General features: G+C 59.9%; 20 protein-coding genes and 1 pseudogene. 2 read left to right on the plus strand and 19 right to left on the minus strand.

Annotation, left to right across the window (positions count from 1 at the left end; all coding sequences use genetic code 11):
* Positions 1-84: 84 nt before the first annotated feature.
* Together BN1128_RS12705 and BN1128_RS12710 are read right to left on the minus strand one after the other, a co-directional pair.
* Entirely contained in the window at positions 85-1,335 is a 1,251-nt protein-coding gene (locus BN1128_RS12705; RefSeq protein WP_042869237.1) for a DEAD/DEAH box helicase, read from the minus strand.
* 181 nt (positions 1,336-1,516) lie between these two features.
* Positions 1,517-2,386 carry a LysR family transcriptional regulator gene (locus BN1128_RS12710; protein ID WP_042869239.1) on the minus strand — a complete coding sequence of 290 codons (870 nt, stop codon included), beginning with the start codon at positions 2,384-2,386 and terminating at the stop codon, positions 1,517-1,519.
* Between the two features lie 223 nt (positions 2,387-2,609).
* Between BN1128_RS12710 and BN1128_RS12715 the strand changes: the two genes are divergently transcribed.
* Positions 2,610-3,842 (plus strand): MFS transporter, encoded by a 1,233-nt coding sequence (locus tag BN1128_RS12715; RefSeq protein WP_042869240.1) that lies wholly within the window; start codon positions 2,610-2,612, stop codon positions 3,840-3,842.
* Between the two features lie 19 nt (positions 3,843-3,861).
* On the opposite strand, the gene BN1128_RS12720 is transcribed toward BN1128_RS12715, so the two are convergent.
* Positions 3,862-4,317 carry a hypothetical protein gene (locus tag BN1128_RS12720; RefSeq protein WP_042869242.1) on the minus strand — a complete coding sequence of 152 codons (456 nt, stop codon included), beginning with the start codon at positions 4,315-4,317 and terminating at the stop codon, positions 3,862-3,864.
* A gap of 175 nt (positions 4,318-4,492) precedes the next feature.
* Here BN1128_RS12720 and BN1128_RS12725 point away from each other — a divergent pair.
* Positions 4,493-5,158 (plus strand): annotated as a pseudogene (locus BN1128_RS12725) (SAM hydrolase/SAM-dependent halogenase family protein); the annotation flags it as partial.
* A 185-nt stretch (positions 5,159-5,343) separates the two neighbouring features.
* Here the strand turns inward: BN1128_RS12725 and BN1128_RS12730 are convergent.
* From BN1128_RS12730 to BN1128_RS12805, 16 genes are all read right to left on the minus strand, one after another.
* On the minus strand, positions 5,344-5,898 hold the full coding sequence (locus tag BN1128_RS12730; RefSeq protein ID WP_042869244.1) for a hypothetical protein: 555 nt from the start codon (positions 5,896-5,898) through the stop codon (positions 5,344-5,346).
* The gene (locus BN1128_RS24115; RefSeq protein WP_052445512.1) at positions 5,895-7,004 is read right to left on the minus strand and encodes a hypothetical protein; all 1,110 of its coding nucleotides are present in this window, start codon (positions 7,002-7,004) and stop codon (positions 5,895-5,897) included. The genes BN1128_RS12730 and BN1128_RS24115 overlap by 4 nt, the downstream gene beginning before the upstream one ends.
* Positions 7,005-7,006: 2 nt before the next feature.
* On the minus strand, positions 7,007-7,576 hold the full coding sequence (locus BN1128_RS12740) for a putative phage tail protein (protein ID WP_042869246.1): 570 nt from the start codon (positions 7,574-7,576) through the stop codon (positions 7,007-7,009).
* The gene (locus BN1128_RS12745) at positions 7,567-8,658 is read right to left on the minus strand and encodes a baseplate J/gp47 family protein (protein WP_042869248.1); all 1,092 of its coding nucleotides are present in this window, start codon (positions 8,656-8,658) and stop codon (positions 7,567-7,569) included. Before BN1128_RS12745 ends, BN1128_RS12740 begins: the two co-directional genes overlap by 10 nt.
* A gap of 1 nt (position 8,659) precedes the next feature.
* The gene (locus BN1128_RS12750; protein ID WP_042869250.1) at positions 8,660-9,100 is read right to left on the minus strand and encodes a phage GP46 family protein; all 441 of its coding nucleotides are present in this window, start codon (positions 9,098-9,100) and stop codon (positions 8,660-8,662) included.
* Entirely contained in the window at positions 9,100-9,648 is a 549-nt protein-coding gene (locus BN1128_RS24675; RefSeq protein ID WP_082030410.1) for a phage baseplate assembly protein V, read from the minus strand. The genes BN1128_RS12750 and BN1128_RS24675 overlap by 1 nt, the downstream gene beginning before the upstream one ends.
* 120 nt (positions 9,649-9,768) lie before the next feature.
* Entirely contained in the window at positions 9,769-10,899 is a 1,131-nt protein-coding gene (locus BN1128_RS12760; protein WP_042869253.1) for a phage baseplate assembly protein, read from the minus strand.
* Positions 10,892-12,298 carry a DNA circularization protein gene (locus BN1128_RS12765; protein ID WP_042869255.1) on the minus strand — a complete coding sequence of 469 codons (1,407 nt, stop codon included), beginning with the start codon at positions 12,296-12,298 and terminating at the stop codon, positions 10,892-10,894. The genes BN1128_RS12760 and BN1128_RS12765 overlap by 8 nt, the downstream gene beginning before the upstream one ends.
* Positions 12,298-14,088, minus strand: coding sequence for a tape measure protein (locus BN1128_RS12770; RefSeq protein ID WP_042869257.1), 1,791 nt, complete (start codon positions 14,086-14,088; stop codon positions 12,298-12,300). The genes BN1128_RS12765 and BN1128_RS12770 overlap by 1 nt, the downstream gene beginning before the upstream one ends.
* A gap of 116 nt (positions 14,089-14,204) precedes the next feature.
* Positions 14,205-14,588, minus strand: coding sequence for a phage tail assembly protein (locus BN1128_RS12775; RefSeq protein WP_042869259.1), 384 nt, complete (start codon positions 14,586-14,588; stop codon positions 14,205-14,207).
* Positions 14,589-14,948, minus strand: coding sequence for a phage tail tube protein (locus BN1128_RS12780; protein ID WP_042869261.1), 360 nt, complete (start codon positions 14,946-14,948; stop codon positions 14,589-14,591).
* 11 nt (positions 14,949-14,959) lie between these two features.
* The gene (locus tag BN1128_RS12785; RefSeq protein ID WP_042869263.1) at positions 14,960-16,417 is read right to left on the minus strand and encodes a phage tail sheath subtilisin-like domain-containing protein; all 1,458 of its coding nucleotides are present in this window, start codon (positions 16,415-16,417) and stop codon (positions 14,960-14,962) included.
* A complete protein-coding gene (locus BN1128_RS12790) occupies positions 16,414-16,605 on the minus strand; it encodes a DUF2635 domain-containing protein (protein ID WP_042869265.1) in 192 nt (63 codons plus the stop codon). The genes BN1128_RS12785 and BN1128_RS12790 overlap by 4 nt, the downstream gene beginning before the upstream one ends.
* A gap of 3 nt (positions 16,606-16,608) precedes the next feature.
* Entirely contained in the window at positions 16,609-17,148 is a 540-nt protein-coding gene (locus tag BN1128_RS12795) for a DUF1834 family protein (protein ID WP_042869267.1), read from the minus strand.
* Positions 17,148-17,570 carry a gp436 family protein gene (locus BN1128_RS12800; protein ID WP_042869269.1) on the minus strand — a complete coding sequence of 141 codons (423 nt, stop codon included), beginning with the start codon at positions 17,568-17,570 and terminating at the stop codon, positions 17,148-17,150. The genes BN1128_RS12795 and BN1128_RS12800 overlap by 1 nt, the downstream gene beginning before the upstream one ends.
* Before the next feature lie 3 nt (positions 17,571-17,573).
* Positions 17,574-18,035, minus strand: a complete 462-nt coding sequence (locus tag BN1128_RS12805) for a hypothetical protein (protein WP_042869271.1) — start codon at positions 18,033-18,035, stop codon at positions 17,574-17,576.
* Positions 18,036-18,085: the final 50 nt, after the last annotated feature.

Consider the following 18,085-nt stretch of genomic DNA (forward strand, 5'->3'; position numbering starts at 1 on the left):
TTCAGTCACCAAGCTTGGCGCTGACCCTTGTCAGATAACAAAAAACGCCCATGCGGGCGTTTTTTGTGGGCGGCGTTGAGCGGCTTAACGCTTGCCCTTGCTACTCTTGCCACCGCCGAGGGCCTGCTTTCTGGCGCGCTGCTTCTGGGCTGCCTTGCTGTTGCGGCGTGGCTCGGGTTCGAAGCGGGTCAGATCAGGCTCAAAGCCCGGGAACCACTGCTGGGGCAATCGGGTGTCGAGCACGGCTTCCACCTTCTCCAAGAGCGGCGCATCTTCCGGGCTGAACAAGGTGATGGCCAGCCCCTTGTTGCCGGCGCGGCCGGTGCGACCGATGCGGTGGACGTAATCTTCGGCCACAAACGGGAATTCGAGGTTAATCACGTAGTTGAGATCCAAGATATCGAGGCCGCGGGCCGCCACGTCGGTGGCCACCAAGGCCTGCAGGGTGCCGGCACGAAACTCCAGCAGCACCTTCTCCCGCGCGCTTTGCGACAGATCGCCATGGAAAGCCAGCGCATTGATGCCCGCCTTGCCAAGCTGCTGGGCCAGCTTGTCAGCCCCCTGACGGGTGCGGCTGAAGATCAACACAGGTGCCCACCCTTTCACCTTGATCAGGTGCTCCACCAACGCCAGCTTGCGCTCGCCATCCACGGTATAGACCCGCTGCTCCACCTCGGCCGCCGTGGTGTTGCGCGGTGCCACTTCGATCAGCTCAGGGTCGCGCAGCAGCACACGGCTCAAGGCAAACAGGTTGTCATCGCAGGTGGCCGAAAACAGCAGGGTTTGGCGATCCGCAGGTATTTGTTTGAGCAGCGCCTTGATCTCGTCCATAAAGCCCATGTCGAGCATGCGGTCCGCCTCGTCAAACACCAGATGGTCGAGGTGCTCAAGGCTCAGGGCCCCCTGACGCAGATGGTCTAGCAAGCGGCCCGGGGTGGCGATCAGCAGATCCACCCCGGCTTTAAGTGCCTCCACCTGCGCGGCTATGCTGACCCCGCCATAGACCAGGGCGCTGGTGAGGTTGGTGCCCTGACCGTAGCGCGTCACGCTCTCAAAGACCTGCACCGCCAGCTCGCGGGTCGGCACCAGCACCAGGGCGCGGATCGGGCGGGTGGTGTCGCTCGCCGGGTGCTGCATCAATTGCTCCAGCAGCGGCAGCACAAAAGCGGCTGTCTTGCCTGTGCCGGTCTGGGCGCCCGCCATCAGATCCCGCCCCGCCAAAATGGTGGGGATGGCGCGAGCCTGAATGGGGGTAGGGGCGGCATAGCCGAGCTCGCTCAGGGTCTGCTGCAGACGGGGGGAGAGGGCCAGTTCGGCAAAGGAGGCAATGGACATAGGGGCACCAGTGTGTGGTTATCGCGGCCAGAGCCACGATGGAAACAATCGTAGTGGCCGGCATGGTAACAGAAGCGGGGGCATGGGCAGAAGGCGGGCGAGGGGACTGGCCTCTATCCCGCGCTTCGCCCTGCTGGTCGTGCTCGGGAGCTGCGCCATGGCGAGCAGCTCCCTGTGCTGGTTAGCGGCAATGAAACACCTCTTCCAGCGCATCCACCACGGCGCGTACCCGGCTGGCCTTCTGCAGGTCGGGGTGGAGCACCAGCCAGATGTCGACCGGATCGCTGAGGGCGGGCAGTACCCGTACCAGCTCAGTTTCTTTGTCTGCCAGAAAGGTGGAGAGCAGCGCTATCCCCAGCCCCTGACGGGCCGCCGCCAGCAACAGCAGTTGGGCATTGCACTGCAGCACCACGTTCGGTTCGTGCAGCGGCTCCCCGCACAGGCTGTGCCAGTGGCGGGAGACCAGCTCCTTGGCAAACAGCAGCAGGGCGTGCTGACTCAGCCCGTGGCCGCTCTTGGGCGTGCCTTGGCGGGCCAGATAGTCACGAGAGGCGTAGAGCCCCATCTCTATGGTGGTGAGCCGCTTGATCACCAGCTCGTCGTTGTCGGGACGCAGTCCCCGGATGGCGAGATCGGCCTCCCGGTAGGCGATGTCGCTGACGCTGACCGCCGTCTGCAGGCTGAGGCGGATACCGGGGTGGCGCTCGCGCAGCAGGGTGAGGGCAGGTAGCACGAAGGCCTGAGCCAGGGTGTCTGTGGTGGCGATGCGCACCTCGCCACACAGGCTCTGATCCCCGGCGCTCGCCTTGCGTTCTATGGCCTTGATGGCCTGCTCCATGGCGCTGGCATCCGCCAGCATGGTTTCGCCGAGGGGGCTCAGGTCATAGAGTTTGGGGGTGCGGATAAAGAGTTTGGAGCCCAGATTCTGCTCCAGCGCCGTGATGCGTCGCCCGACGGTGGCCTGATCGACCCCCAGCACTCCGGCTGCGCCACGCAGTGTGCCCTGTCTTGCCAATGCCAGAAAAAAACGTGCGTCATCCCAGTTGATCATCGAGCCTCCCACTCAAAGTGCCCCCTCGGGGCGAGCCCATTAGAAGCCAGCGCAGGCGGGATCACAAGGCGAGTGTGGCCTTGCTGGCATGCAAATTGATGTCACCGGCATGCATTATTGAAGCAGCATGATGCATTTGTGCCGCTGTCGGCAGGGATGGACGGGCGCTATCATTGCCGACTCTCGTCAGCGGGGCTCGGCCTCGCGTTCATCGGAGTTGTGCATGTCATCATCCTTGTCCACCGCCCGGCCCTGCGAGGTGCAGGCTTCCCATGGCGCCATCTTGCTGTTTCTGCCGCTGGCCCTGATGTCGGCGCTGCTCAACAGCAGCGTGCCCACACCTCTCTATCCCCACTACCAGCAGGCACTGGCGCTGAGCGATGTGAGCCTCACCCTGATTTATGGCGGCTATGCGGCCGGCGTGCTCATCTCCCTGTTCGGGGTGGGCAATCTGGCAGGGCGGGTGGCGGACTTGCGCGCCATGATATTGCCTGCACTGCTGGCGGTCGCGGGGGGCGCCCTGCTCTTTTCCCTGGCCGATTCGTTCTGGTCACTGCTGCTGGCGCGGGTGCTGGCCGGGATCGGCACGGGGGCGCTGACCGGCGCCGCCAATGTGGCGCTGTTGCGCTTTGGCCCCCGCGACGGCGGCAAGCGGGCGGCGCTGAGCGCGACCCTCTCCTTCACTGCCGGACTGGCACTCGGCCCGGTATTCAGCGGGCTGGCGTTGCAGCTGGACTTTTATCCGACTCAGCTGCCCTTCCTGCTCATCATGGGGCTGGCGGCCAGCGCCATGGTCGGTGTTGTGCCGAGCTGGCCCGCCAGCGCGCAAGGGGCGCCGGCCGCGGCGCACGGACAGGGCAAGGGATCCCTGGGGGAGGGGCTCAAGGTCACTGGCGTTGCATTCTTTCTTTGCGCGGCGGCCCTGTTTACCGCCTGGGCGGTGGCGGCCAGCCTGCTGGCAATTGGCCCCAAGGTGGTGAGCCAGTTGCTGGGGATGCGGGATCTCGGCCTGTTCGGCTATCTGATCGCGGCTTATATGGTGCTCTCCGGCCTGTGCCAGCTCTGGGCCCGCCGCCTCGATGCCCGCCATACCCTGCAGAGCGGTTGCCTGGCGCTGGCACTCTGCGTGCTGCTGTTTACCGGCGCCGTGCACGTCCAGTCGCTCTGGTTGGCGGGGCTTGGGCTGTTGGTGGCAGGTTACGCCCAGGGAGCCGTGTTTGTCGGCAGTGCGACCCTGGTCAACCGCATCACCCCCGGCGCCAGCCACGCCCGGCTGGTGTCGCTCTTCTATATGATCGCCTATGTGGCGAACTGGGTGCCTGTGCTGCTGGGTTGGGTGAGTGACAGTGTCGGCCTGCGGGCTGCGGTGGATCTGCTCGCCGTCGGCAGCGTGCTGATCAGCCTTGGGCTGGCCTGGGGGGTATGGCGCAGCCGTTTCGAGCGAGCCGCGGCCTGAGCCATTTATCCGCCAGCACTTACTCCGCTACGACTACCCGTTTGGCATCCAGGTGATGCATCCATTCCCGCAGGATCAACAACACTGCGGCAAAGTGCCGTCCCTTGGGCAAGTGGGCCGCCGCCAGCGGATCCCCTTCCACCATGGCGGCAAACTGGCCGAACAGCTGCTCTATGCTCTCCCGACTCAGCTCATGGCTGCCGAGCTCGCCAGCCAGCGGGAGCGGGCTGTGCAGCGTCACCAGCTCATGGGCCGGAATGCGGGCCGCCAGCGGCATCAGCGCATCCTCCACCACCATGATGGCCCGTTCCAGTTCGTGCGCCGTAGGCGGATCCTGGCGAAACGGGCCCGGCGTCATGGCCTCGAGACCAAATGCCAGCTTGTAGGTGATGGTGATACCGTCTGCCTGGGTGATCTGCACCTTGCTGGTCTGCTCCTCCAGCTTCAGCATGATGGTGGGGTGGCTGCTTGTCATGGGATCTCCTTGCCGTGTTGATAACCAAGCCTATCCATACACCCGCCCATGCTTGCTGGCGAGGGCTTTCAGCTCCCCCATCCGGGTGATACGGCTTGCAAACTTGGTTATTGATGGCATTCTGGATGTCTAAATGGCTATTCTTGTTCATCTATCACGATTCAGGAGTTCTGATATGGATATTCGTACCGCTCCCCGCGCCATCGCGCTCGCCCTCCTGCTGGCCAGCGGCATCGCCGCCGCCAACGAGGCACTGGTGATCCAGACCGATTTTGGCCTCAAGGATGGCGCAGTGTCAGCCATGAAGGGGGTTGCCTTCGGGGTGGATCGCAGCTTGCCGCTCTATGATCTGACCCACGAAATACCGGCTTACAACATCTGGGAAGCCTCTTACCGCCTCTACCAGACCCTGCAGTATTGGCCCAAGGGCACAGTGTTTGTCAGCGTGGTAGATCCCGGTGTGGGCACAGATCGTCACTCTGTGGTGCTCAAGACCAAGAGCGGCCACTACATCGTATCGCCGGATAACGGCACCCTGACCCTGGTGGCCGAGCACTTCGGCATAGACGCTGTGCGTCAGATCGACGAGAAGCTCAATCGCCTCAAGGGCTCCGAGAAGTCCTACACCTTCCACGGCCGCGATGTGTACGCCTATACCGGCGCGCGGCTCGCCTCCGGTGCCATCAGCTACGAGCAGGTTGGCCCGCTGCTGCCCGCCGAGGTGGTGAAGATCCCTTATCAGCCGGCTGTGGCCGAGAAAGATGGCACCCTCAAGGGCACAATCCCGATCCTGGATGTGCAGTACGGCAACGTCTGGACCAATATCGACGATGCGCTGCTGTAGCGCGGCAAAACCAATGGGAATTTTTGCGGAACCAATGGGAAATCTAAGGCGGTGTTACTGGAGGGCTATATGATGACTTGGCACAAACATTGCTTTGTGATTTTTCGGGGTCGGTTAATGCTTAGGGGCTCGGTTGCATTGCAGTCATGGGGGTGCCAAATACAACCGAGCATCACAACTACTTAGTGCTCATACCGACTGAGCCATGCTGGCCGGATCACTTCCTCCTCTGCCGCCAGTCCCTTTATGTATGCTGTTGCCTCCACCATTTCTGCATCCGACACCAGCCCCAGCTCATGCTCCAAACGCACAAGCCCATAGCTTGCCAGCGCATACAGGTAATAGCGTCGCGTCTCCTGTTGCACGTGTGATGCAACTTGCTCCGGCGTGGCCATTTCCTGCCAGACCTCTTGCTCTACGTCGAACCGGGGATTTACGAGCGTAACGGAACACGCTGGTAACGCCTTGACCACATCATCCTTGACGTACATACCGCTCGGAACGATGTACTCCTGGACGAACTTCTGCGCCAAATCGTAAACCTCCTGGGGCGTCGGCTCGCGAATGGTGTCCGTGTCGTCAATGATGAGCCGCTCAGGCAAGCGCTCTGCGCAGTAAAGTCGCATCAGCAAGCCTTCCGTCTCCTCTTCGGGAAGTGGCTCATTGAGTGCCCTGAACACACACGGATAACCCTGCTCAAGATTGCGCAGATAGAGGTAGTAGTAGATTTTTTTCATGTCAGTCGCTTCCATACATGCAGTTTGTAAAAGGCATTCAGTACCGAAAATACGGCTCCGCCACCTTGCGCGTCAGTTGCCGGTGTTGCCCCCCAGGTATCTGTCTCGCCCGCAACGTTTGAGACACCCGCCCAGTTGCCGCCCACCGACGCCATCATCAAATAGTCATCACGGTCAGTACCGGTGCGGCTCACGCCCCCTATTGCAACCTCACTGGAAGGACTTGCCGCCAGCGGTTTGCCGTACTCACTCCAGACATCATTGAATAGATAGTGCGCATGCCCAGGAATGTGGTGCGCGTGGTCATCCACCGTGTGGGCATGACTTGGCATGTGCTCCAACCCCAACGTGACAGTGTCGCTACCACCTGTAAGACCGCCTGACTCACCCTCTGCCGCGCCGCGCAAGTTAAGGTTCACCGCTACCCGGCCCCAGGTCGTGCCGTTGTAAATAGCTGCCGGATTGTCGTTCCCCTCAAATAGCAAAACAGCACCGACAGGGGGGATGCTGCCCAGTTCCGACAGTGAAGGCGGATTAGCGGTGTCATAAAACATTCGCCAATCGGTCCAAGAGGCTGCCGTCTGCGCCTTGGCGCGCCAACAAGCGCCGCCGCTGCCCTGAGCGGGATAAGCAGTTTGGATAAGGCCTTTGTCTTTTTCGGTTGACCGTGTTTCGCAGTAAACCTTGGCGTCCTTAATAGGTGGGGAATTGGTGCACGAAGTGCGCTCGTATAGACCAAAATCGCCAGCCACGCAGGTATCCATATCCTTGTTTTGCGTTATAGATATGAGCCCCTGGCTGTTGTTCAGGCTGTCGGTTCTCGGTTTGTAGGTCTCACCTGGGAGCAGCCCGGCATCCTCAATACCCCCAGCAATCAGGAGGCCGATAGACTCCGTAATCTGGTTTAGTTTGAACTTGTCAGGTTTAACCCCCGCAGCAGCCAGAATGTTCAGCAGCTCCGCTTGCCAGATGTTCCACGTGGTCGAGCCAGGGATTGTAGGCGTCTCACCTGGCCCGCCCTCGGTGAACCACTGCGGGACGGCTGATTCCGAGGGGGGGATGTCAGGCATACTCGACACCCCGGTTTTATTGTCAACGTGATACATCGTTACTCTCCATCAAACGTAAATGTCATGCCCTGGTGGGCAGGCCAATAGCGCTCCAGCACACACTGCAACTCCGAATAGGAGTACACGCGCAGTGGCGTGGTACAGGGGTCTAGCACGTTGGCATCGCGATAGGGGATCCCCCCCTTCACGTTCACCTTGGATATGAACGAGTTATCCGGGTCTGGCGTGATGGCGATGTCGAACCCGTAGGCTTTCGCCAAATTTTCATAAAACACCCGGTTCAGACTGCCGTAAAAGGTCATCTTGTTTTGCGCCACGCGTTGGCGCTCGGCAATGGATTGGGACAGTCCGGCACACTCTGGTAGTCCCAGGCACGCCTCCCAATCAGGCAACAACCAGGTGGCACTGGAGGGGTAGCGCTCCCGACTGCTCAGCTGGCATTTGTCCCTATCCACGCGCGCAAACGAGTCGCCACAGGCCAGCATTAACTTGCCGGAGTCACCATCGGGCCGGGTATCCCACGCTTGCCCGCGAGGCATCAATTGCAGCAGGGCGCGCTGGTATGTCGGTGACGGGCGCGCCTCTCTGACGGAAACGTCTATTCCCATGTGTATTCTCCTGGCATCGCCAGTTGGTTATGGGTTGTCACGATATATGCAGTCGGGGACAGCAACTCGCTGTCATCCACTCCTGCGGCCCTCGCAATCGCCTTGCGGATATGAGAAGGGGGGATCGCGCTGTCAGGTGCCCCCTGACTGCCCATCAACGTGGCTATTTCCAGCATTACCTGAGCCTGCACTTCTGGCGTATTCGGGCTCACTTTGATGGTGAAGTCCACGTACAGCGGCTCGCTGATGAACGTCGTGACCACCGGCCCCAGTGGCTGGCCAACCGGCTGTCCGGTCAGTGGATCTGGGTGATAGTCGATGTAGCTTGCCACCCGTTCTGCATCCGCCTCCGTTGGGAACATGGCGTCCCCTTCACCATCAAGCACGAACGTAACTCCCACCGTGCCGGGGCCCTGCCAAGTGGGAAAACACCAGGCCATCACCACGCCAGGAACCTCACGCGCCCAACGTTCGTAATCCCACTTGGTGCCACCTTGCGGTGGGTATTGCACTCGCAACAGCAACCGCGAACGTAACTGCTCGATGGGTTCCTGGTTCGCGCCACCGACCATCCCGTCAAAGCTGACACTGCCTACCGGTTGCACTCCAGTAATGGGGCTAACCAGCGTCAAGGCGGTGCCTGCAATGCAGTTCCCCAACGCGCCGCGCTCCTGGGCAATCGCCTGAACGAGAAGCGAGCCACCAGACGAGGCCGTGATATCTGCATTGCTTTCATAGAGCGTCCCATCAGCGCGGCGCCACTGCGTACCTGCCGGGATGGTCAGTGCACTGGCAACTACTACCGACACGCTCCCACTGGCTACTGCCGGTTGTTTGCGTGGAACACCGAAGAACGCCGCCCAGCGCAGCAGGAACGCATCATCTGACAGGTGCGGAATAAGTTGATTGGCCAGCCAGGCCAGTTCGTCATATTCACCAGAGATCGCGCCGGAGAAGGCAAATGAAATGGCATTGAGAACACGGTTGCGCACTGATGACTCGGCACCGCTCAGGCGCGAGTCAATATCGGCCTGGATCTGGACAATAATCTCTGGCAGCGTAGGAGGGGTATACGATGACATGTCACACCCCCAACCCAGTGGCAATAAACTCAATCGCGGGTAAGGCTGATCCGTCAGGTAGGGTCACATCCGTGATCAGACGTAGCTCCCCCTCGCGAGGAGAGTTGGCCGTGATCTTGATAGCCGATACCAGCCCATCATCCTTCATCCAGTCGGTGGCCTCCTTGGCATAGCGCACCGCCTTCTCAAGCGCAGATTGCAACTGCTTCTCCCGCGCCAGCAGCCACAAACGGCTACCCATCGGCGAAGCCCGATACGCATCGCCCCAGTATCCCCGCGCATCGTTGCTACCATCCGGTATTGTGTCGCCAGGTTGCGCGCGGCGGTCGGTGAAGTAGGAGATAATCAGCGCGGTGTTAACGCTGTCGTCGTTGAGCAAGTCGCCACCGGTCAATACCAGACAGCCGCGCCCATTTTTCCAGGTAATGCCTGCGTCGCGCATTATTGCGGCCCCTCTGTCACGTCATTCGTCTCTTTATGGCGATGTTCATCAAATTCAATGCCGCCAATATTGGCCCCCCCCTCAAGGGTTGTTTCCCCCGTCACCTTGAGGTTTGCATTTAAAATAATGTCGGGGGCAGTCATGCTGATTTCCTCTTCTATTTCGCAAATCAATTTTTTGCTCTTTATTCGGGCCACCCCATTTTCTTCCAGACGAATTTCATGGCCCTGATAGTGGTAAATGCCAGCATCTCCGGCATTACCTTCTTTGGGGCGGCTGCGGTGATCGGCTACGCAGGCCACGACAAGGTGATCTTGTTTACCACCCACCGCCACCGCGAGCGCTTCGGCACCAGCCAGGGGCACGCTGAAAAAGCCGTACTCCTGCAAGCGTTCGAGATCATCCGCAGGCTCACCATCACGCAGCACAACCTGTACGGTCTGGTGACCGCTGGCGTCATTGATGAGCGAGATAATGCCGCGCGCTACCGATGTGCGAATGCGGCGTAGCAACGGTGCCAATGCACGGGCGAGGGCGTCTTTATTCACGAAAAAATCTCATCAGTGAAAGCACTGATGAGATCATGAGGGGGATAAGAGAGTGTGTGGATTTATGATGGTTGACACTGCTGCGCGAGGGAGTGTCAACCTGACAACGATAAGCGAGTATTACCCTGGGCGTTTCAGGTGTGTCGGAATTTCACGGTCGAATTGTTCTTGGGAAATGCCGATGCCTTTCCATGCCGACGCTTGTTCACTTGGAACAACCTCTCGTGGGAGATCGTACCCTTCCTTGGGGGCCAAGGTCATGGTCGCCAACTCCCCGCCATCATCATCCTGGCCAAATCGAATATCAACAATCAGCAGCTCCCTGTCCTGCAAACCTAATATGGGTGCCGTCACCGTAGTGGTGGCATTTATAGGCCAAAGCGCCCCGTTTTGTTGCTCCCAACCGCGTACCTTGGCCGTGACCCGCTGCCCTTGAGATAGGGCCTTGGCCCGTTCGGCTTGCGCTTGCGCCTTGGCGGCAACCGCGTTGGTGCTGACACTGGCTAATATCTGCTTTGGCCGCCAACGAGGCACCGCATCATCCACGAACGTGGCTGTCACACTGGTGACCTGCTCTAGCAGCATGCTTTCCCCAAGTTCGGTGCCACCGGCGCTGTCGCCGAGTACCTGGTACACACTGAACCGGTCGCTGTCATCATCGACGTATTCACACTCCAGCAGGTTCTCTCCCAACACCAGGGCATCGGCATGACCTGCCAGTCCTGGCTCGGTAAACACCACCCGCCCATGGGGGTCGCTGGTCAGGATAACCCCGCGCTGCCTTGCGCCTCGGGACAGCGCCTCAAATACTGTCTCGGAGTGATCCAGTTTGAACTTGGGAAAGGGCTCCGCCGCCTTGGGGTCGGCCACCTGCCATACTACGTCGATATGAAAGAGCGACAACAGGTCGCGGGCTATCTGCTCCAAGTTGCGACCTACCCAGGAGCCAGCCTTGAACACCGCACTGCAATCCACAAGGTCTGCGGTGTAGTCACGACCGGTGATGGTCAATGTCAGTTCCTCTCCCGTTATTTTGTTCACCGTCTTGCGCACCCATCCCGAGATGACCCGCTGCCCCTCAATTTCAACCAGCACTTCTTGGCCACGCACGATGGCCGGAAATGGGGCGGTGGACTCCAGTACCGCGCCCACCGAGAACTCCCCCGCCAGCGACTCCAGGCTACGGGATATGTCCACCGACAGCCAACCGCTGTAGCGTTGACCCGCAACTCGCAAGGCGACATTACCCATGACTCAATACCTCCACATCCGCCCCACCTGGTACAAACAGTGGATTGATCACATCGTTGCGTCTGGCCATGGTTTGCCAGCCCCGGCAGTCGCCAGCATAGCGATGCATCGTGAGCAGCGCGGGCTCCATGAGCGTGGTGGTGACCCTGTCACTTTTGGGGAGCAACAAAATACGCTCTCGGGTGTCGGCCAAGATGAGCAGGCGCATTGTTCTGGCTTCCCTGGAAAGCCCTGACCAGCGCAGGGTGCTGGCTTGCAGCATGACGTCATCCCAAGCGCTGGCGAGAACACTGACACCGTCCTGGGCTTGTGCACGACTCTCCAGCACCCAGGTCGCGGGCATGGTTGCGTCGTACACCTTGCTCAGGCCTGATTGGCGCGCCCGCTGTTGGGCGACCTGTACTGCCTGTGTCAGCGAGTCGGAAAAGGATTGTGTCAGGCATGTCAGGATGCATTGCGCCATAAAAAAATCCAGGCTTTCCAGATTGGCCAAGGCTTGTTGAGCACTGACAGGGAGCACCCTGACTTGTGGACTCAATCCGCGTTTGGTACGCCACAGATTAGTTTGCAGGTGGCGCTGATAGCGCGAGGAGGTCATGACGACGCCATTGCCCGTCAATCCCATCCGAGCACTCATGTGACGATAGGTGGCCAGGCTGTCGGACACGCTACAGATAGTGCGGATACTGCCGAGGCTGCTAGACAGTGCCGAGGCCAGTTGGGCCGGGGCGTTGATGAGGTGTTCAGCGTTGGCCTTCATGGCATCGATCAGCCCCAGAGTGTGCTGCACATCATCGACCCAAGACAGCATGGAATTCACCGCCCCTTCTATGTCTGCAAGCGTGTCCGTCACGCCTTTGATGACAGTGTCCATATCGCTGAGACTCAAGCCATCAAGTGACCAGCTATTCGTGAAATTTTCCTCTGCGGCTGCGGTGACATTATCGGCGGCATCCGCCACCTGTTGCTCGGTATCGTCACTGGCTTGGGGGGCCGTAGTCGAGAGCGGTGGTAGGCATGAAATGGTGAAATCACAGCGCCCTTGCGCCGACAGGGATTCCCGACTGTCCCAGGACTCGATAACCACGGGCAAGGTGCCCCAATATGGATGCACCAGCTCACCTTGCCCTGGTGCATCCAAGGCGGTCATCAGCGCATCGCGCTGCGCCATGTAATCGCCACCCAAGACCACACACTGGAAGGTGCGCTCGCGCATTTTTGTGCCCAAGCTATCAGCTCCGCCATCGCTGCGCTGGGGGAACTCGCGGCGGGCAACGCGTTGCCCACCTCGTTGACTGACCTCATCCATGATAAGGAACGGTACCCCGCGAAAGGTGCCTTCTCCCTCTCCCAGTGTTGTCCGGTAGTGGCCGGAGCCATCAGATACAGCCGTGACCATCAAGAACCTCCCCAGTACGCGCCACGGTAAAAGGCCATGGCGTTTTCATCTGTGCGGGTTTGCACGCTTTTGACTTTCACGCTGTCCGGTACGTCCAGCGTGACCTTGATTTCGCTTTTCGACGGTGACGGCTCAGGCTTGACGGGCTCATCGAGTTCTCGGCCCGCCTTGCCGCCCAGCCAGCTGCCCAGATAATCCCCCAGTACACTGCCGAGCACCGTGCCGATACCTGGCAAAATGGCGGTGCCGATAGCGGCCCCCATGATAGCGCCAGCACCGCCCCCCAACGCTTCGCCGCGCTGCTCATTGTTATCTGCAGACGCCACTGCTGCGACGGTAAAGGCGGCGTTAAGCAGCGGCACCCCCTTCTCGGCAAGCGAGGCAAACTTGAGCGCTTTTCCCACACCGGCCATGGGCGGCACGTTCGGCTGAACCGATGGCAACGGGGTGCGCCTGGCTGTCGGTGTAACCGACTTGCTGCCCCGGCCTTTCTTGCCAAGCCCCTTGCGCCGTTTACCGCCATCCATCTCGCCCCAGCCACCGGCGCTCATGCCCGCTGGCCAATTGACCACAAACACCCGCTGCAACCCTGCATCCAGTCCGGGCACCTCAACGCCACCGCTAGCTGGCCCACCTTGGCCACCTCGACCGCGTAGATAGTTCCAGCCCGAACGTGCCACTTTCACACCAGACTGGCCCACGCCATAGGCCGTTTTGCCCATGCCAATGCCCGCATTGCCCATCCGGATCATTTTGTTGGCGGCATACAATGCCACCAGGGTTTTGCCGATGGTCTCCCAGCCGCCCAATCCCTCTGCCACCGTGTTGATAGCGCTCGCCACTTCCATCACGCTGCGAGCGGCTTTGGGGCCTTCTTCAATGATGGTTTTGAGCATCGAGGCGGCACTGTTAACAACGCTGTCCAACTGCCCCGACTGTTCGGCCGCGTCGTACAACTGCACAATGGCCTGCACTTGCTTGGTGATGGCGTCAGTGACGCCTGCGTCCATCACCTTGATTTGAAACTGCTCCCAGGTGTTACCCATGCTGGATATCGCCCCGTTGATGTCGTTCATGGAATCAACCGAGGCGCCGTCGAATTCCTTTCTCATGGCCACCACGAGCAACCGCAGCGCATCACGCCCCAATTGCCCCTTTTTCATGGCCTTCATCAGCTCGTCGGCACCCTTGCCCGTCTCCTTGGCCAGCAGCGCGATAGGGTTGAGCCCCTGGGCGGTAAACGCCTTCACCGCACCCGGTGACATTTTCCCGTTCTGCCACATCTGGCCAAATTGCCCCATCAGGTCTTTGGCACTCTCTGGCCCCAAGCCTGCGGCAGCGGCGGCGTCCTGGAACGCGGGCAAAATTTGGGTGGGGTCGAGATCGAACGACTTGAGGATGTTGATGGATTCAATCACATCGCCGATGGCAAACGTGGTCTTTCGGGCGTTCTCCTGCACCCAGTTCAGCACATCGTCAGCGCCCCCCTTGCCAAACGAGGTTCGCAGTTGCCCGCGATAGGACTCCATCTGTTTGGCTTGGGTCAGAAAGGTGTTTTTGAGGGCGTAACCGGCGGCAGTGATGCCGAGCACGCCCACGCCTAGTGCGCGTTTGCCCATGCTATCAATGCTGTCAGATGTTGAACGAACTGATTGGCGCAGGTGCGAAAGAGACTGGCTGGCGTCCTTGTCCATGCGAGTGATAGCGCCCCCAAACTCACGGGCGCGCTGGGCCATATTGCCGACAAGGTTGACCACCACCGAGGCGGTCATGGTGGTGTTAGTTGCCATCCGATGACTCCTTTAGCAAGGCGCAGTATCTAAGAAGGCGGGGCAGTGGGAGTGCCAATGCCCACTGCGGCCCGCCTTGAAATTTCATGCCGACCGCCAGCGCAGCCCGCTCCAAATCACTCAGATACTGCTTGCACTCGCCCCCGCTCAGCCATCTCACCCGCGATCAGGACATTGGCCTGTGCCTTGTCCATGTCGCGGATGCCCTTGTTGATGGCTTCATAGTCATCGGGGGTCAACTGGCCCAACAGCTCGCGAGACAGTGGGCCATTGATTTGGCCAACCCGTTTGATGCGCCGACGCGTCACTTCCAGGCCAAATCGAAACGGGCTGGATGTCAAGGTAGGCTGACCTTGCAGGTCGAACACCACTTTCTCGGAGGCCTCCTCAGCATCGAGCAACTGGGCCGTGGTCAGTTGCTGGAGCTCCACGTCACGCTCGAAGGTGCGCTGTTCATCTTTGCCAAATGGCAGGCCCGTTTTTAAGGTCAGGGTATGCATTTAAATCTCCTTGGATTCAACAGCGGCGAACTTGACTGAAATCTCGCCCTTGAATGTCAGACTGGCCGGGTCGGCGACCCAGGCGTTGGCCATCATGTGGGTATGGCCCACATCTGGTTTGAACTGCACGGTCACGTTGTCCCAGGCATTAATCTTGGCGATGGACAACGCGCCGTTGTTGGGAAATTTCGCCTCTAGTGTGGCCTCGGTCGGGGTCGCACTGAACCCGTAAACCTTGGCCCCCTTGATAACCTCGCGGGTGTCGCCAGAGGGGGTGAACGTGGCGCCGTCCAGAGTGGGATATTCCGCCCCATCCACCGTGACGATGGCTTTTCCCTGGTACTGATACGGTGATGTCATGATGTAACCTCTTATCCGACGTAGTTGATGGCTTGGGCATAGATGCGAAACTGCCTGACGATGTTCTGCGAGGCGTAGACGTTGACCCGGTTACGGTCGTTTTCATCTATTTCTACTTGCAGCTCGTCCTTGTAGTGTTCGAAGTTGACAACCAGTCCCGCCCACTCCAGCTCGGTAAACAGCGCCAGCAGCTCGGTCTTGATAATGCTGGGGGTCACAATGGAGGAGCCCGGCCGAAAGCGAGCGCCATCTTCGGCCAGCTTCATTCGCCCGAATTTGCCCTCGATACGCACCTTGGTGACGTAGCGGATATAGGACAGCGTGGCGATGGTATTGACGTCCAGGTAGCTGTCATCCAGGTTCCCGTAATCGTCTTTGCGGTACATGGTGATCTGCCGCAGGATATGAGCCACCCCGCTATCGTCCACCGAGAACGGTGAGATACCGTCGTAGAGCAGGTTGTTGCTCTCGTTCCACTCCCAGCGATCGCCCTCCGCAGGCGGCAAGAAACCTGGCAGTGCCAACGTCTGCAACGGCAGCGCCGGATCGATGGACAGGCTGGAACATGCCACTGCACAGTTGATGGCCGCAAGCTCCCAAGGCGGGGTCGGTGAGATCCCGGTGGCCATGGTCGAAAACAGAAATTCATTGCGCGCTAAACCAAAGGCTGACGTCTCGCCATAATTGCCACGAAATGCCTGGAATGCGATGCCATCGATCATCTTGAGCGGCCCCCATCGGGTCAGCAGTTCAGTGGCCATTTGGGTCAATGCGGCACTGTTCGTGAACGGGTTCACGACCCGGTTAAACCAGGTGTTGCCCATCGCACCGATGGCATCTAACAAAGAGGAGTCAGTGGTACTGCCGCTCATCTTGGTGATGTCGACATCCAGGCCAGCCGGAACCCGTTGATGGGCGTAGTAGTTCATCCGGACATCAATCTGGCATCCGGTGCTACCGTTCCATTTTGCCGTCAGCAGCACCCCGTCTTTCGCATCTACAGACGCAATGACGGGCATGGCGGGGATAGCATTGATGGCGGCGATGAGCATGGGATACAACATGGCAGGGGTATCCTTCTCAACCACGTCAATCTCTACCTGCTGACCGGCGATCATCACAGACAAGGCACCCGCAGCGGTGGCTTTACCCGTCAGCGTGAGTACACCGGTGGCCGTGGTGATCGTGCCGTTTCGGATGGGGACACAATAGAGCCTTGCTGTCTTGTTAATGGCCAAAAAACGGGTAGCCATCATGGCCAGCATCGAGCCTTGACCGTACAGCGCGGTCGCAGCAGCCCCGGAGGTGATTTCCATGGGCTTGACCACCAACCCCGTTTGCGCTTCCGTGGTGGTACACCCGAACATCAGCACCGTATCTTGACGGGTAGCCAGCCCCTTGCCTGAAGCCCGGTTGTTGATCTCGATATAGGTCAACGGCATCCGGACGGTATTGGGGATTTGGTTCATTTGGCCACCGCCTTTTTCTTGGGTTGAGTGTCTACCAGCACCACACTGCCGTCGTGCAAACGACGCAGCCAGTAGCCAATGGCAGGTTTCATTTCCCCGGCGGCTGCCAGCGGCAACCGGGTGCGGGGGTCGCGCACCTGGCAGCCCGGTGCGGGTTTGATATGCAGTTCATCGAGCACGTCGCTCATCTCTTACTCCTTGGGCGTATCCAGGGTGATATGGGCCGCCATCTCCGGGGCGCCCACGTTGTCGGCGGACCAGGTTTGGTAATGGCGTTCAAAGTCGGGCAAGGCTTCCTCCTCATCGGTCAGCTCGTCTATCAGCCCTGGTGAATTGAAATAGAGGCCATAGATGGCCACGCCGGTGCCGCTTTGGGTTTCACTCCACAGATTCCTGACCTCTTGCAGTGAAAAGAGACCGCCAGGAGAGAGGGAGCGACCATGCAGTGTGGCAATGAGTCGCTCAGTGATTTGATAGGCGCCGAGCTGGTCGGTGCGCTGGGCATTGGCCACCGGCGCTGCCACGAACGCCGCCCATCGGTTGACGACCTCTCCATCAAAACGTCCTGGCATCAACCCCAACCAGGCGATGTACACCGCTGGCGGAGTGCGAGTGACCTGACGTACCGCTTCGTCATCCCAGTGACCTGGATGGGATGCCACCTCCCGCACAGTGCGCCCCAGTGATGTACTGATACGGGCCAGCAGGGCGGCCTCTACGTCGGCAATCATCAGATAAACCCCTGTGAGTCCTGGCGGGCGAACACGTGTCCACCTGACGTTATCTCGCAAGACATCCCCGGCTCGGGGCGGGCACCTTCCGTGGACAAGCCCAGGGAAAGCTCTCCCTTGCCGATTTTCTCCAGCATCTTGAGGGCTAATGTGTAGTCATCATTGACGCGGTCAGTGGCGCACCCTTCCTCCAGGTGGTAGCGCGCCAATGAGGTCGACAGGCGTACCAGCACGCGGGGCACGGTCGCCAACGGCAGCGGATAGCGGCCATCTAAAAAACCGTCGATAACTACATCTGCATCCTCCAGGGCGCGGGCGATGGCCGCGTCCGCTCGCTCGCCGGTGTTGTCCTTGTCTGACAGCCGAGTGATGAGGGTCGCGCCGTAGCGCTCATCCAGGTCGGTCGGGGTTGCATAACGCATGATTTACTCCAGGGATGTCGCCATGGTAGACAGCGCCGCATCACGTTCGGCGGCGGTTACTTTCTCGCCCAGGGTTTTCTTGAGCCAGGCCAGGTCCGGTTTGCCTTCCCCGTTAAGCACGACAGGGGCGTCTTCGGGGCGATTGCTCAGGGCGGCGACGATATGCGCGAGCTTATCTTTGCCCAGTACCACTTCCTGCTCCGGGTCTGGGCGGTCTTTACCCACTAACTCATCGCCCACACCATCCACCGAAAACGCCGGTGTTTCGCTGTCAGTGGTCCCCGGTTCTGTCTGGGCAATCGAGATCTTGAGCGCCCCGGCCCGGTCAGCTTGCAGGATGTCCAACTGCGCACGGGTGACCATATGGGTTGACGTGCCAAAGGGGAACGCCACACCCGCCCGGATATAGCGCGGGCGACGCTTGCAGCGCACATTAATAGCGATATCTTGATTCGTATCAGCCATTGCATTGTTTACTCCATCAACGGGCCAGCCAGCAGGCAGGCCCTTGGGGG

This window comes from Aeromonas piscicola, assembly GCF_000820005.1.
Taxonomy (GTDB): Bacteria; Pseudomonadota; Gammaproteobacteria; order Enterobacterales; family Aeromonadaceae; genus Aeromonas; species Aeromonas piscicola.